This is a genomic window from Proteus hauseri (genome assembly GCF_040139125.1).
Lineage (GTDB): Bacteria > Pseudomonadota > Gammaproteobacteria > Enterobacterales > Enterobacteriaceae > Proteus > Proteus hauseri_B.
The window spans coordinates 244579-258663 of sequence record NZ_JBEEUB010000004.1; the positions used below are offsets into that span (position 1 = coordinate 244579).

The 14085-nt window shown below is 37.1% G+C and carries 15 protein-coding genes and 1 pseudogene; 6 read left to right on the forward strand and 10 right to left on the reverse strand.

All coding sequences use genetic code 11. The features are described 5' to 3' along the window. Positions 1 to 7: 7 nt before the first annotated feature. From cspE to ABN099_RS09295, 4 genes are all read right to left on the reverse strand, one after another. Positions 8 to 220 carry a transcription antiterminator/RNA stability regulator CspE gene (cspE, locus tag ABN099_RS09280; protein ID WP_349463399.1) on the reverse strand — a complete coding sequence of 71 codons (213 nt, stop codon included), beginning with the start codon at positions 218 to 220 and terminating at the stop codon, positions 8 to 10. Between the two features lie 354 nt (positions 221 to 574). Beyond that, entirely contained in the window at positions 575 to 1087 is a 513-nt protein-coding gene (locus tag ABN099_RS09285) for a ClbS/DfsB family four-helix bundle protein (RefSeq protein ID WP_349463401.1), read from the reverse strand. Positions 1088 to 1323: 236 nt separating this feature from the next. Beyond that, positions 1324 to 2262 carry an alpha/beta hydrolase gene (locus ABN099_RS09290; protein WP_349463402.1) on the reverse strand — a complete coding sequence of 313 codons (939 nt, stop codon included), beginning with the start codon at positions 2260 to 2262 and terminating at the stop codon, positions 1324 to 1326. 144 nt (positions 2263 to 2406) lie between these two features. Beyond that, on the reverse strand, positions 2407 to 3315 hold the full coding sequence (locus tag ABN099_RS09295; RefSeq protein ID WP_349463404.1) for an alpha/beta hydrolase: 909 nt from the start codon (positions 3313 to 3315) through the stop codon (positions 2407 to 2409). 114 nt (positions 3316 to 3429) lie between these two features. Here ABN099_RS09295 and ABN099_RS09300 point away from each other — a divergent pair, with 114 nt between their 5' ends. Together ABN099_RS09300 and ABN099_RS09305 are read left to right on the forward strand one after the other, a co-directional pair. Then, entirely contained in the window at positions 3430 to 4338 is a 909-nt protein-coding gene (locus ABN099_RS09300; RefSeq protein ID WP_349463406.1) for a LysR family transcriptional regulator, read from the forward strand. 293 nt (positions 4339 to 4631) lie between these two features. Further along, entirely contained in the window at positions 4632 to 5000 is a 369-nt protein-coding gene (locus ABN099_RS09305) for a hypothetical protein (RefSeq protein ID WP_349463407.1), read from the forward strand. 326 nt (positions 5001 to 5326) lie between these two features. On the opposite strand, the gene ABN099_RS09310 is transcribed toward ABN099_RS09305, so the two are convergent. The 3 genes from ABN099_RS09310 to ABN099_RS09320 all read right to left on the reverse strand — a co-directional run bounded on the left by ABN099_RS09310 (position 5327) and on the right by ABN099_RS09320 (position 8144). Next, positions 5327 to 5971, reverse strand: coding sequence for a DNA-binding protein (locus tag ABN099_RS09310; RefSeq protein WP_349463408.1), 645 nt, complete (start codon positions 5969 to 5971; stop codon positions 5327 to 5329). A 230-nt stretch (positions 5972 to 6201) separates the two neighbouring features. Next, positions 6202 to 6984 carry a nucleotidyltransferase domain-containing protein gene (locus ABN099_RS09315; RefSeq protein ID WP_349463409.1) on the reverse strand — a complete coding sequence of 261 codons (783 nt, stop codon included), beginning with the start codon at positions 6982 to 6984 and terminating at the stop codon, positions 6202 to 6204. 404 nt (positions 6985 to 7388) lie between these two features. Next, on the reverse strand, positions 7389 to 8144 hold the full coding sequence (locus tag ABN099_RS09320; protein ID WP_349463410.1) for a YnfC family lipoprotein: 756 nt from the start codon (positions 8142 to 8144) through the stop codon (positions 7389 to 7391). Positions 8145 to 8349: 205 nt separating this feature from the next. Between ABN099_RS09320 and ABN099_RS09325 the strand changes: the two genes are divergently transcribed. The 3 genes from ABN099_RS09325 (at position 8350) to ABN099_RS09335 (ending at position 10516) form a co-directional block, all read left to right on the forward strand. Beyond that, the gene (locus ABN099_RS09325; RefSeq protein ID WP_349463411.1) at positions 8350 to 8832 is read left to right on the forward strand and encodes a glutathione peroxidase; all 483 of its coding nucleotides are present in this window, start codon (positions 8350 to 8352) and stop codon (positions 8830 to 8832) included. 424 nt (positions 8833 to 9256) lie between these two features. Then, the gene (locus ABN099_RS09330; protein ID WP_349463413.1) at positions 9257 to 9799 is read left to right on the forward strand and encodes a TetR/AcrR family transcriptional regulator; all 543 of its coding nucleotides are present in this window, start codon (positions 9257 to 9259) and stop codon (positions 9797 to 9799) included. 51 nt (positions 9800 to 9850) lie between these two features. Then, positions 9851 to 10516, forward strand: a complete 666-nt coding sequence (locus ABN099_RS09335; RefSeq protein ID WP_349463414.1) for an NAD(P)H-dependent oxidoreductase — start codon at positions 9851 to 9853, stop codon at positions 10514 to 10516. Positions 10517 to 10946: 430 nt separating this feature from the next. Here ABN099_RS09335 and ABN099_RS09340 read toward each other — a convergent pair whose 3' ends face one another. Continuing rightward, positions 10947 to 11912 (reverse strand): MBL fold metallo-hydrolase, encoded by a 966-nt coding sequence (locus tag ABN099_RS09340; protein WP_349463415.1) that lies wholly within the window; start codon positions 11910 to 11912, stop codon positions 10947 to 10949. Between the two features lie 77 nt (positions 11913 to 11989). Here ABN099_RS09340 and ABN099_RS09345 point away from each other — a divergent pair, with 77 nt between their 5' ends. After that, positions 11990 to 12904 (forward strand): LysR family transcriptional regulator, encoded by a 915-nt coding sequence (locus ABN099_RS09345; RefSeq protein WP_349463417.1) that lies wholly within the window; start codon positions 11990 to 11992, stop codon positions 12902 to 12904. 461 nt (positions 12905 to 13365) lie between these two features. On the opposite strand, the gene ABN099_RS09350 is transcribed toward ABN099_RS09345, so the two are convergent. Together ABN099_RS09350 and ABN099_RS09355 are read right to left on the reverse strand one after the other, a co-directional pair. Next, positions 13366 to 13575 (reverse strand): hypothetical protein, encoded by a 210-nt coding sequence (locus ABN099_RS09350; RefSeq protein WP_349463418.1) that lies wholly within the window; start codon positions 13573 to 13575, stop codon positions 13366 to 13368. Positions 13576 to 13642: 67 nt separating this feature from the next. Then, positions 13643 to 13947, reverse strand: a pseudogene (locus ABN099_RS09355) (site-specific DNA-methyltransferase); the annotation flags it as partial. Between the last annotated feature and the right edge of the window lie 138 nt (positions 13948 to 14085).

Here is a 14085-nt window from a genome sequence, read left to right on the forward strand (position 1 = left end):
AGTGCCTTTAGAGAGCAACTACATTACCAGCAGAAGGACCTTTCATTCCGTTCTCGATGGTAAATGAAACTTGTTGGCCTTCAGCTAAAGATTTGAAGCTATCACTTTGGATTGCAGAGAAATGTACGAATACATCTTTGCTGCCATCTGCAGGAGTAATAAAACCAAAACCTTTACCATCATCAAACCATTTTACTGTACCAGTCATTGTATTAGACATAGAATTTCCTTTAATTTTTTAAATTGCCATAAGGCATGTGTATGCGGTTTGTTTTTTATTTTTACTTATGGGTATTAATTAGAAGGAATTCGCAATGAAGAGGTATCAAGGATAACACTAAATGGGAACAACTTTAAACTTACTAACATAAATAGGCCTGTACTTCCAAACCAGTGACGTTATTAAGCCATAGTTAAATTCAGATAGCAAATCTTATTTTTCAAACACACCATAGAAATTAAGAATAGAGGAAAATAATGCTAAGAATTACATCACCATACACATTCATATAAGAATTTCAGCTTATTCTATTAGCTATAACAGAATACATAACCCTATAAACAAGAATAAAAACTATTTGTTTATCAACGTTTTTCTATACTTTTTGATTATTTTCATAGCCCATTCATAGTGAGATGAAGTTGCTGATACAGCGTAGCTTCCCAAACTTGTTGAACCCGTCCATTTAAAGTATTTTTTGGTAAATAGTTCCTCATCAGAAAATAGACTTATTAGTTGTAAACACTGTTTGTGGCTAACAATAAATAAGTTTTTTGCTTTCTCTAGTGATGTAGTTTGATGTTTTTCCCAAAACTTAATATTCATTTCAGGGTAATTTTTCCAGTTATATGGTTGTGGCAGAAACGCAACCATATCTCCGGCTTGATTAGATTTCACCCACACAATAAATAAATGATGCCATTCATATAGATGAACTAAACAATCTCGAATTTGACGGTCTCTTCCCTCAAAAGGAAATTCACCTAGCTGCTCTTTTGATGAAAGTGAGTTAATAAGATTTAATAGCTCATTATAGTTTGTTTCAGACTGCTCAATTAAACTATTCTTAGTTACTGGTCTAGCCATAACTTCCCCCATTTAATTTATAGTGACAATATAGTTTATCGGTGACAATTCAGGCAATAACGTTGATTATGCTCTGAAGCGATAAATTACTGCTCAGATTATTTTCTTCTTAGACTACATACAATTGGCGATATTTATATTTTCACGCAGCTAAGAAGAAACGGAAGTTTAAAACTAGGTCATGATTTACATAACCTAGCGTTTAGAAGGTAAAATATATATAAAAATCAAGCTACTTATGCACCTAATTGCTTATTAAAGAAAGGGATAAGCTGATCTAGTGCTTTAACCGTAGCTTCAGGATTATCATATAAATCATAATGAGAGGCACCTTTCACAATCTGCAGCGTTTTCTCTGTAGAGCGGGCACGTTGATAAAGTTCATAACCATCACGATAAGATCCAAAACCACCGGGAATATCGCCAATAACAATATGCAGTGGCTGCACTAGTAATTTTTCCGTAAAGGCAAAAGCATCCCAGTTTAATGTGGAGGTTGTGCTGGTAAAGCGCAGCTTGTTTGGTGAACCTGACTGCTGCCCGCGAGGAGTAGTGTAATAATCAACCGCCTCAATGATATCGATATCTTTGATACCCGTCTTTGCCAGCTCATCAATATCGGCAGGAATATAGCCAACCACCAGCGAAGCCGCTCCTCGGGCCTCTGTGGTGCGCTGTTTACCAAGTGCTTCAATTATCTTGAGTGCAGCATCGGGGCTTAAATCCCCTTCTCGCATGAGCCGCCCATAGTTGGCTCCAACCACAGTTGCAACTGCTTTGAAACGATGATCTGTCGTTGCGGCACTTACGGCATATCCTCCTCCGCCACAGACACCTAGCACCCCTATGCGATCTTCATCTACATAGGATAAAGTCACGAGGTAGTCCATTGCACACAAGAAATCTTCTACACGAGTTGAGGGCGTTTCGCTAAAGCGAGGAGTGCCTCCACTTTCACCTTGTGTTGAGGCATCGAAGGTAAGAGTAATAAATCCAGCGGCAGCTAACTTTTGACCATAGACAGCACCTGATGTCTGCTCTTTACAGCCGCTAATAGGGTGGGCACAGACAATGGCTGGGTATTTTTGGTTTGCGTCGAATCCATCAGGAAAACGCATGATAGCAGCAACTTTCCAAGTGTTGTGCCTGAAGAAAACGGAACGTTCATAAGACATAGTATAAAATCCTCAAACTTATTGAGATGCGATGAGCATAAATGCAGAACGTTGAGCTGTTGTTAGAGATCAAGGTATATTTCATTCTGTTGTTCTCTGGTAAATTTTGCTCGGCGAAATAGGCTTCCACACTCATGGATCGTGTCACAGGTTTTCTGAAAAGAAAGAGGCAAACTTACCCGTTGCTTCTGTCACATAACCTGACTTGTCATACATAGCAATATGGGTGGCACCATTAACGATATGTATTATCTTTTTCTTACTGGCGGCACGCTGGTAAATCGCTTTTGTCATCCAAAGCGTTCCTGCTTCACTTCCTGCAATTACCAGCATTGGTTGAGTTAAAAAAATGTCAGCATGATTGAATGCATCATAAGTAATAAGTGCAGCAAGGCTGCGGGTTGTCAATTTACAGGATGCGTTGCAATGCATTGCTCGTGGTGTTCGATAATATTCATAAGCCTCTACAATATCGTTATTTATTACCTCTTCCAGTGAATTAGGAATTGTGGGTAAATACCCCGTAGAAGCCCCTTTGGACTCTGCTGTTCGTTGCTTTGCCGCCATCTCAAGGAGTTCAAAAGATAATAAAGGTTGCTGATCACCTTCCCAGCCAAAACGATACATATCACCATAGTTAACAGCACTTACTGTGCCAACGGCTTTAATACGTCGATCCAGCATAGCTGCATGAATGGTGTAGCCACCTCCCGCACAGATACCCAAAACACCAATTTTTTGCTCATCAATACAGTTCTGCGCAACCAAATAGTCAATTGCTGCACTGATATCCTCTACCCTGTTGTAAGGGTTTTCGAGCTGACGCGGTTCCCCGCTACTTTCTCCCTGATACGATGCATCATAAGCCAGAGTAACAAAGCCGAGACTTGCCAGTTTCTCCGCATAGAAACCAGCAGTTTGTTCTTTAACACCACCGCTTGGATGGACAACGACAATTGCGGGGTAGCGTTCTGCTTGATTAAAATGCTCAGGAAAAAACATATTCCCTGCCATGTTGATCCCTGCATTAGTAAACTGAATAGATCTCATCATTTTCTTCTCCCAAGGTCGAGAACCCCATTGTTACGGTGAATTTATGATACTAGTGGACAACTCTTCTGATTAGCAGGGATAATCCGATGACAGTTATTAGCAGAACTTATAAATATGATGAAAGAAAATATTAGTGATCTCACCACATTTCTGGCGATTATTCAGGAAGGTAGTTTCACACGAGCTGCCGCGAAAATTGGGACATCCCAGTCTGCTGTTAGTCAAACAATCAGTAACCTTGAGGCTCGTCTACAACTCAAATTACTCAATCGCACAACCCGTAGCCTGACGCTGACAGAAGCCGGAGAACGGCTAGCGCAACTCATTGGTCCGCCACTCGATGAAATCGCCAATGGTCTAGAGCAGCTCGCTGAGCTGCGGGATAAACCAGCTGGCAAAATTCGTATTTCAGCTGATAAATATGCGATCCAGCAAATTCTCTGGCCGAGATTAGCACCTGTTCTTAAGGATTTTCCCGATATTACACTTGAACTCATCACTGATTATGGTCTTGTGGATATTGCCAAGGAGCGCTTTGATGCGGGTGTGCGACGAGGCGGTCTTATTGCTCAGAATATGATTGCTATTCCTATTAGCGCAGAACACCGCATGGTTGTCGTGGTATCTCCTAATAATCCACATCTACTAGATCAAGGATTACCTAAAACTCCTTTGGAATTGCTAACAAGACCATGTATCAATTTACAGTTACCCACGTATGGACAAAATTTATCGTGGACGTTTTTAATTGATGGGCAGGAGCACAAATTACGAGTAAAGGGACCACTTATCGTTAATGGCATTAATCAGGTTCATCAGGCATGTCTTGATGGCTATGGATTTGCTTATGTTCCACAGGCATTAGTGCAGAATGATATCGTTTCCGGGCGACTTCTCACCGTTCTGGACGACTTCACTATCACCTTCCCAAGTTATTATTTGTATTACACCAGTAGGCTAAAGTCTTCGGCTGCATTTAATATTATTATTGAATCACTTAGATATAAAAAAAGTCTCTATTAGCTTTTTAAAATACCAAATAATCGATTAAATTTCGCAAGTGAAATGATTTCGAAAAAATAATATTAAGACAGTTTATAATAAGAGTATCTAAATTAGCCTCAGATAAAATCGCAATAAAGGTAACAATGAAAGCACCATACAAAATAAAACATCCGAGACATGTCAATAGTTATTATTAACATTGTTATATAAAAAAAGAGGAAATAAATTTAAATTTCTTAGTATGATAAGCTATTATTAAAAACTAGTGATATATGATAAACTAAATTTTATTAACATTATAGGTATTAAAAATGAAAAAACATTTAATTTTAATTTCATCTATTTTATCTGCTGTTTTTGGTTTAATTTCTGCAGGTCTTTGGCATCTGTCATCCACCTTCCCCAATCAAGCCGTATCAGTGGTTGAAAATAAATATGCAGCTGGTTCTGCCATAATATCAGCAATATTCGCTTATATTTCTTTAATAAGAACAAGCCAAAAAACGAGCAATATTCAAAATGGAAAAGAACAATATATTACAAGAAAAGAGTATGAAGAGTTAAATAAAAAAATTCAATGCATGGATGAACAGATTAAATTAAACAAACCACCACAAGAAGAAACTAAAGAAAAAGAAGAAATTAAAGAAAAAGAAAAAGAAAAAGAAAAAATATTTTAAAAAACATCATTTAAATAAAACACTATTAATATTTACAAAGTGAGTAATACATAAAGAAACAATACCACATATGATATTTTGTAATATATTTATAACGTTTTAATTAGAAATAGCATTTGCCTATTCTTTGCATACATAAATAATTCTATTCACAGGGTTATATCAGGTAAAATTATTTTTGTTACGCCATAACGTATCAATATTAGTGTGGTATACAACTGGAACTATATCAGGTGAAGAGATATTTGAAGAATTGCTTGGATTCAAAATTACGCTAGAACCAATGTAAACCAAAGGGGCTGGGCTAGCCCCTCTTTTTAAACTGGTTAACTGGCTATATGATTTCCAAACTGTTTAGCAGCTCGGATAGCCAGGCTAAGTTCACTATTTTTAGCACCGTCCTGCATGATTTGAATCGGCGTCTTTTGCAGGCCTTCGTTATTAATCTTTATCGGTGATTTCAGCACACCCAACCGTAACATTGGATGGGTATCCTCTTCGAATGCCGCCATAACGTCTTCAAAGCCAGTTATCAGTCCATTATCAGTGAACTGAAATTTCGGGAAAATAAAATCACCGTTCTGCTTGAATGCTAAAAGCTTATTTTTCTTAATGCGAATGTTTATCGCTTGGCGAGTAATGCCAAGGATATCGACCACGTCGTTCACCTTTAGCGTACCACCCAACTCCTGAAGCTCACGATAAAATCTTTCCAGATTTTCGCGACGACGGCGAACTTTACGTAGTTCGTATTCTGTTACGCGCGTCTTTTGCTCTAGTTGGACGGTATAGAGCAATTGCATCAGTGAGGCATCATCCAGCGTGATGGCATTTATTGCCTGACTTTTATCTTCAAATTCAGGCATCAGGGAAATAGCGAGGTTGTTAATCCTTTTCAGAAGGTTCAACTGGAAGTCATTCAGCTTAGCTGAAGTGTTGATTTCTCTTTCTGCTGTGGTGTGTTTAATCATTATGCACCTCCATTTGACAAGAATCATAATCTATTTTTGTGGAATCGTCAACTTAAGGGTATTTTTCAAACAATCAATGGTCAAGCAAGGCGTAATACTTTGACCTGTTCCCAGTCGATTTATACAGCGTGATGTCAGCACACACACAATTATGGATATCCAAACAACCCGTTGAGTTCTGTGTACAAACAGTTTAGTGCTAAGCGTTGCTCTTATTAGAGATCGGCAACTTAACTTGGTTGGTTCTCTTCAATATGAAACTTTACGTTTAGCCAGTTAACAAAAGCCATAATTCGATTTTTAAAATTAGCTACATCGCCCAGAGGTTTATAACTAGTTGCGAGTAAGTAATCCATAATTTCAGCTTTAGCTGGATATTGGGTATTGAACTTAATGCAGTACTCTTCGAGTGTGCTAGGCCAGTCTGTATCATGTTTACTACGAAGAATGTTAGTTGATCTGATCGCTTTTCGTGCAGCAGCTCGCTGTAGTTGTAGCATTGTATTTTTGTCAGGGGATGATTGCATTTGCACAAGTAATTCTTTAATTACTTGCAAAAAGTCACCATTCACTGCTACTGCGATTTCTTTTGAAGGTTTGAAAGGATGAAATCGGTCGCGCAGATCTTCCCCGTAGATGCAGACACAATGATGCTTGAGCCAGTACCCCCAGCTAAATTTATTATCCGAATGCAGTACCTGCTGTAATACGCCGCAATCAAAATCGATTTTACTAACAACAGGATGATCTTTTTTCAATTCACACTGAATCATAGTAAGTTGCGTTGCAGCAACCTGTTCGGGTTTACTATTGAATACTATTGTTATATCGAGATCGGATTTTTCTATCTTTGCCCGACCTTCAGCCACGCTACCATAGAGATAAATACTATGCACTAACTCAGGAAAACGTTGGCTTAACGCTGCTACTAAGTCCTCAACTACCGCGACAAATTCGGGCTGAAATTCATTGATATTGGGTAAGGTTATGTAACCACTGCGATCGATTGCCATGCTTTATCCCTTTTATTGGTGCTATGATCTCTAGCAATAAGTAACTAGAACTTCATATTTTCTTTTTGTGGAAAAATGAAGTAATAAACTATTTTTAATACTCCTCAATTTAAATTATAAACTGTCTCTTTCATTTTACTGTTTTTATAACCAATCCATATGCTACACGTATTTGATATTGAGTTTTATTGATTTAAGGATCCCCACTATCGAGATAACCCGTTACCACTTTGCCTGCACCAATCAACGCTTCGTCTCCCTCCTGCTTTAACGAGTGTTTTTCTCTTGATAAATATGATTAGCAATATGCAAAGCGCCCAATATTAATGGTGGTAAATAAGGGATTAATCCTCCATAAATGAAAAAAGCTGCCATTGCAGCTTAGTTATTTTAAATGATACAAATTAATAGTATTTAGCCCTAACAGTTGCTTTTTTATGTATTTCTATCGGGTTATTATTTGGTGATATTGTTATATTTATATCACAGTCATTAGGATTTCTATTTTTATCATAAGCGCATTTAGAGTTTACTATTGATGATATTTCATTTAATGTTTTATTTTTTATATCAAAATCAAATGGCTTATTAATTTCATCGTAATAATTTATAATCGACTCGGAAAACACCATGCTATTGATGTAATATTTAGTGTTAATTATCAAACCATTTTTATTATAAAAGTTTTTAGATAATATACCGCCTGTTTCTCCAATCGTTCTACTTTTTAGGTACCCTTTTTCATTTAATATATTATTAATCACACCGGCACTGTTACTTAAAGATGTAATCAGACAATTTTCATCCAATTGCATTTCTACTGCACCAGCATCGTCTTTCCCTATTAATTTACCATTATTTAAACTGACAGATAAAAATGTATTACTTGAATTTAAATATTCATCTTTATTCTTTTTTAAATAGAAGCTTTCCACACAACCATTAGCATTCATTTTCAATATTGATTCATAGAAAATTGTGCCATCATCATTATATATGGTTGATTCCAATTCACTAACATCCCCTTTAACAGGATTAAAATCATACATTTGAGCTAAGTTAAAAACATTAGGACGATAACTTTGCTCTTCAGAAGAAAGCGCTTTTACAGAAAAACTGGCTGTTGTTAAGCACATTATTATAAAAAATGATTTAATCATTAAAATCCTCTACCACATATCCATTTGTACCGTAATTCTACCATCAGTCTAGGTGTTATGTTGTTTTTCCCTTTCGAATTTGTAAAGATAATCCACACGCGATTTCAGACCTGCCACACAATCAGGGACTAAATTGTTTTTTCATGCCCCCAATAACAACGTACTATATGTTGATGTCGGCAGATTCTGCTTTGAGGACTCTACTATGACCACGTTTTATCAATTGACGGCTACAAGTCTTAGCGGTCAGCTTATTTCTATGGCTGACTACGCTGGTAAGGTGGTGCTCGTCGTTAATACAGCCAGTCATTGTGGCTTTACGCCACAGTACGAGGGTCTTGAAGCACTCTACAAGAAATACGCAGCCCAAGGTTTGGTGGTGCTAGGTTTTCCTTGCAATCAGTTCGGAAAACAGGAACCTGGCGGCGCTGAGGAAATTGGGCGAACTTGCCATATTAACTACGGTGTGAGCTTTCCAATGTTCGAGAAAGTAGAAGTTAACGGAACCACAGCACACTCGGTGTTTCGTTATCTAAAAAAAGAACTACCAGGCTTTCTGGGAGGACGTATCAAGTGGAATTTTACTAAGTTTCTGATCGGACGAAACGGTGAACCGCTCAAGCGCTTTGCGCCGTTCATCACCCCAGAAAAAATGGAAGCTATAATCATTGCTGCACTTGAAATTTAAATATAGAACTAAGAAATTATTTAAATATAAATTAAATAATTTATATTTATTTTATAGTTGTTAGCCATGTTCTATCCTCCCAAAATAATAAATACTCACTGAGCATATACTAACCAAGATCGTTATAACGATGTTCGTGGTAAAGAATGGATAACTATCGAGTATTAGCCTTATTTATTATCTTGTTTTAATCAATTAGATAAGTTAGTTATTTTTCTATAAGCAACGATTTCCTTTTAATGAAGCATTTTAAGTTGGCACATTAAGATTCAATAGTCTAAACCAGTTGCTGAAATATAATCTGTCATACATAAAATCTAATTCCATGTTGATTGGTACTATATTAGAGAATTAGGAAAGTATTTGTTTTGATTCCTAATGGAAAGCAATTACAAAAGTAAAACGATCGTTGTACATTGTGTGTATGGACATAAAAACACACATAATTTCTACTGCCGAGCGTATCTTTGATCAACACGGCTTTTCTGGAACTAGTGTTGATCACTTAGCCAGAGAAGCTCAAGTATCGACAAGAACATTTTACAAACACATAGGTGGTAAAGATGCGCTTATCACCGCCGTCTTGCGTCATCGTGAAGAGCGATTTTTTAATACTCTTAACACCTGCAATATTGACACTCTTTTTCTCTCACTTGAGGTGTGGTTAAGCAATGAAAGTAATCGTGGTTGCTTGTTTCTTCGTGCATTAGGAGATACTGGAGCAGAGATACCCATGGTTGTTGAAGTGGTTTCTGAGTACCATCTAAAACTCCATCAAAAGATTTCATATCTTTGTCAGAAACACGCAAAAGAAAACTACAACAAAGAACTCCCGGAACAAATTCTAATCCTGTTTGAAGGCGCTATTTCTTCTGCTAGTTACCTTGGAAAAGAAGCAATACATACCGCGCATCGCGCTGCATTACTGCTTATTAAACAAGCCAGCCTTTCCAATAAAAACACTTAAAACTCATAACTGGGTTTTACTTCCTACCACCAATACCCTCTGGGAAACATTATGAATTTACTTACTATCTTTGCTCACCCTATACGAAATAGCTATCCTGCGGCGGTAATGGATGCATTTCATAAACCATTCACAGAAAATGGGTTCAATATAGACCTACTAAACTTATATGACGAAAATTTTGACCCTCGATTTACTCAAGATGACCACGCTCACTTCTGGGGAGGAGATCTGCCAGAAGAAATTGCAGCAATGCACCATCGCATTGAAAAAGCAGACCGACTAGCATTTGTATATCCAATATACTGGTGGGGAATGCCTGCAATTATGAAAGGATGGATAGAGCGAGTATTTACTGGTGGTTGGGCGTACCAATACGGAAAAGGGGTTGAAGATCGAGGTGCTAAGCCGCTTAAGTCTCTCCTACAAAATATTCCTACAATACTTATTGGTATAGGTGGTTCTAGTGATAAAACGTATGAAAAATATGGTTATTTAGATGCAATGAGAACACAGATTGATGTTGGAACTTTTTCTTATTGTGGTATCACTGATGTAGAAAGCCATGTCATTACGGATATAGAAGGAGAGATTAATGCATGGAAACGCGAACAAGGACTGAAAGATGTTCATCAATTTGCTAAAGATTTTATCTCTCCAATGCGGGTTGTACGTAACAGGAAAGAAGAACATTTAAAAAAAGCTAAAAAATGTTAAATATTCTAGATGTTGATACACCATACTAAAGCTGTGTAATTAATCCCTTTTATGTTAAACGGACAAATATCTGCTACCTTGTAGTAAGGGCTTTCGAGATACTTGAAAATGGAGTTCCTCAATTAGAAACCTTTACGAAGCGTTGCTCTGGATATGAAAAAGATGGCGCTGCTGGCGCTTCTTTTTATTTTTTGGTGCATACTTACAAGGTCAATTAACGAAAAAAAATACGAAATATAGCTCGAAAAGTTATCGGTAATAGTTTTTTAGAAAAATATCACGAGTGCTACCCTTGGTCGCTCAAATAAAGTACTCCATGCTAAAAATATGGGATTCGTCATCAGTCTGAAGGTCCTTTAGGACCTCACTCAGACAATAACTATCGATTCATTCGCACTGATGGTTATTAATAACCACCTCCCTAGATTTATCAGTCCTTACTTGTCGCTGTATAGCTGTAATTTATAGGTATCCAGCGATAACCATTACCTTCTTTTTGAACATGGCCTATACCTGGAAACGAAATATGCGCAGCAGCAACCCAATCCCCACTCTCAGAAATCATTTTTAAAACACTTTCTCTTGTTTTAACTGCCTGTTGTTGGTCAACATCAAAATGGATTGCGACATCGGGGTCAGGCATTTGTACTGCTTTAGCATGAATAATATCACCCCATAACATCATGCTTTGAGAATGGTTTGTGATCTTATAAATTACGCTGCCAGGAGTATGCCCAGGTGCTGGAATAGCTTGAATACCAGGAATGATCACGGTGGGTGCATGAAAAGTTTTTAACTTACCCGCATTAATCACTGGACGCATTGTTTTTTCTGATTCAGCAAATGTATGTTTTTGGCTATCCTCAACCTTGTTGATATTTTTAGGATTGAGCCACCAGTCAACATCTTTTTGATCAACATATACCGTGGCATTTGGGAAGGCTGGTTTTCCTTTATATTCGACTCCACCCGAGTGGTCACCATGAATATGCGTCAATAAAACGATGTTAATACTCTCAGGTGGGAAACCTGCATTTTTTAGGTTATCCAAAAGATGCCCACCAGCATCACCCATTAATGAACCAGCCCCTGTATCTACTAAGATTATTTTGCTTCCTGTATTGATTACGAAGGCATTGATCGACGTTTCAGCCAAAGGAGTTAAGGCATCTTTAGACATCGCTCTTTTTAAATCATCGGGAGAAATATTAGTCAACAATTTATCAAGAGGTACCTTAACTGTACCATCAGAAACAGCCGTAACCTGCCAATCCCCAAGCATCATACGGTAGTATGCAGGTGCTTGTTGTTGAACAATTGGGATTGGGGAAGCGAGTGTATTTGTCGTATACAAACCGACTGATAGCATTGTTAGTAAAGTAAGTGCAGCTTTCATATATTCCTCATGGTTATAGTTAAGTTGCGTGCAGTATTGGTTATGGACTATTATTAATCCAATTGATTGGAGTGATAATGAATATTAAAGAGAATGATTTTAGGTATGTTGATTTAAACTTATTGATTGTTTTTATGGTGTTATTTCGAGAGGAGAGCGTCTCTCTAGCAGCGGATAAACTGAACCTAGGACAACCCGCCATTAGTGCGTCGTTGTCTCGCTTGAGAGATATGTTTCAAGACCCTTTATTTATTCGAAGTGGTCGAAAAATGCTACCAACAGCCAGATCGGTACAGCTTCAAAAGGAACTGATACCAGTAATGGAGCAGCTTCAAGTTGCTCTGTTTAACCCTAAAATATTCAATCCCAAAGATGCGAAATTAACAATTACAATCGGTATGACTGACTGGGTAGAAATATGGTTGTTGCCTAAGGTTATTAAAAAGCTAAAAAATGTTGCGCCCGGCATAACATTGAACATAGTTGAAAGCACACCATTTACAGATCAGAAGAAATTGGCTTCGGGCGATATCGACTTAGCAATTTCTGTCGCTAGCAGTCCAGAAAAGAACATAGAGCGAGAAGTGCTTGAAACCATGAATTTTGTTGCTTTATGGCACCCTTCGCAGCTACACCTTAGCGATCCATTATCCATTGAAGACTATGCAAAACAGCAACATATTATGGTGACTTACAGGGAAGCGATAAGCAGTAAAATAGATGTTTTGCTTATGGAGGCGGGGTCATCAAGAAATGTTTGCTATACCACTCCACACTTTTCCGTAATTCCATCAATACTCAAAAGTACCCCTATGATAGCAACAGTACCAGAGGGATTAACCTTTGATTGGATGGATAGCTGGGGGCTTAACAAAAGTGTATTACCAGTAAATCATCCATCATTTGATATAAAGATATTGTGGCATAAGCGAAATACTGGAAATAGTGCTCTACAGTGGTTGAGGGAGTTTATTCAGTCCACTTGCCGGTGATCAGTTAATGCAAAAGTACATTATTATAAAAAATGATTTAATCATTAAAATCCTCTACCACATATCCATTGGTATCGTAATTCAACCTTATAAAATAACCATCAAAATATTTGTCTATTCAGATAACATGAGTGTTTAAATTTATTAATTTCATATTAATAATTAAGCATTAACACACGAATTAATTAAACTAACCTCATAGAAATTGAATACTTGCAAAGAAATTATAGTTGTATAAAAATTAAAGGCTTTGCCACTCAAATAACTATTTTATACTCAACAACACTATCAACCGTTTTAGGTAAAGAATTAATAAGAATTTCAAATCCTGCACCTAATATTGTTCACTATTATCAATCAATACTAGATAGTAAAGTAACATCGAAAATAAACAACAAGAGTGAATTTATATACCTAGAAGCTTTAGTGACAGATATATTTATACATCTATCACTAACAAATTATTTAGATCCTGATTTTACAAATAATGGTTCCATTTTACCTGAAATAATTTCTGGTTCATCATCAATATAATATTTTCTATAAAAACTCTGATTCTCGTTTTTATACTTATTCGTCTTATTAGCTGATGAATGGCTTTCCAAGCTCATAATAAACTCTTCTAACTTTTGAATATTATTTTCTATACGTTTCCTGTCAAAGTTAGCCATATTCTATCCTCCAAAAATAATAAATACTCACTGAGCATATACTAACCAAACTAGATTTGAAATATAACTACATTGCACTTTGATAGCCTTTAATTTTTATGTTCTCCATCATTATTTCGTCTTTAGTTATTTCAAACCTATCCTTTTCCAACTCCACACCCAACACGTTTCTATTTAACTTTAATCCTGCCTTTATCGCTGCGCCTGAACCCATACAACCAAGTCACCCTCACGACTGCTAGAGCGGATAATATGCTCAATCATATCTGATGGCTTTTCACAAGGATGCTTACCGGAATAATATTGCTCGGAAGGATATGCCCATACATCAGTATAAGACACATCCGCAGTAACAAAAAAATATACGCGCAGGCATCTACTTCACCAAAATACTCTACACAAATACAGCATGCACTCCACGTAAAATGACTCAAATTTACTGTTCGGCTATCTTCGTACAAGGTTGGAGTTTTCGCTCTCAGAAAACAACAAAGGGCACAGATACCCTTT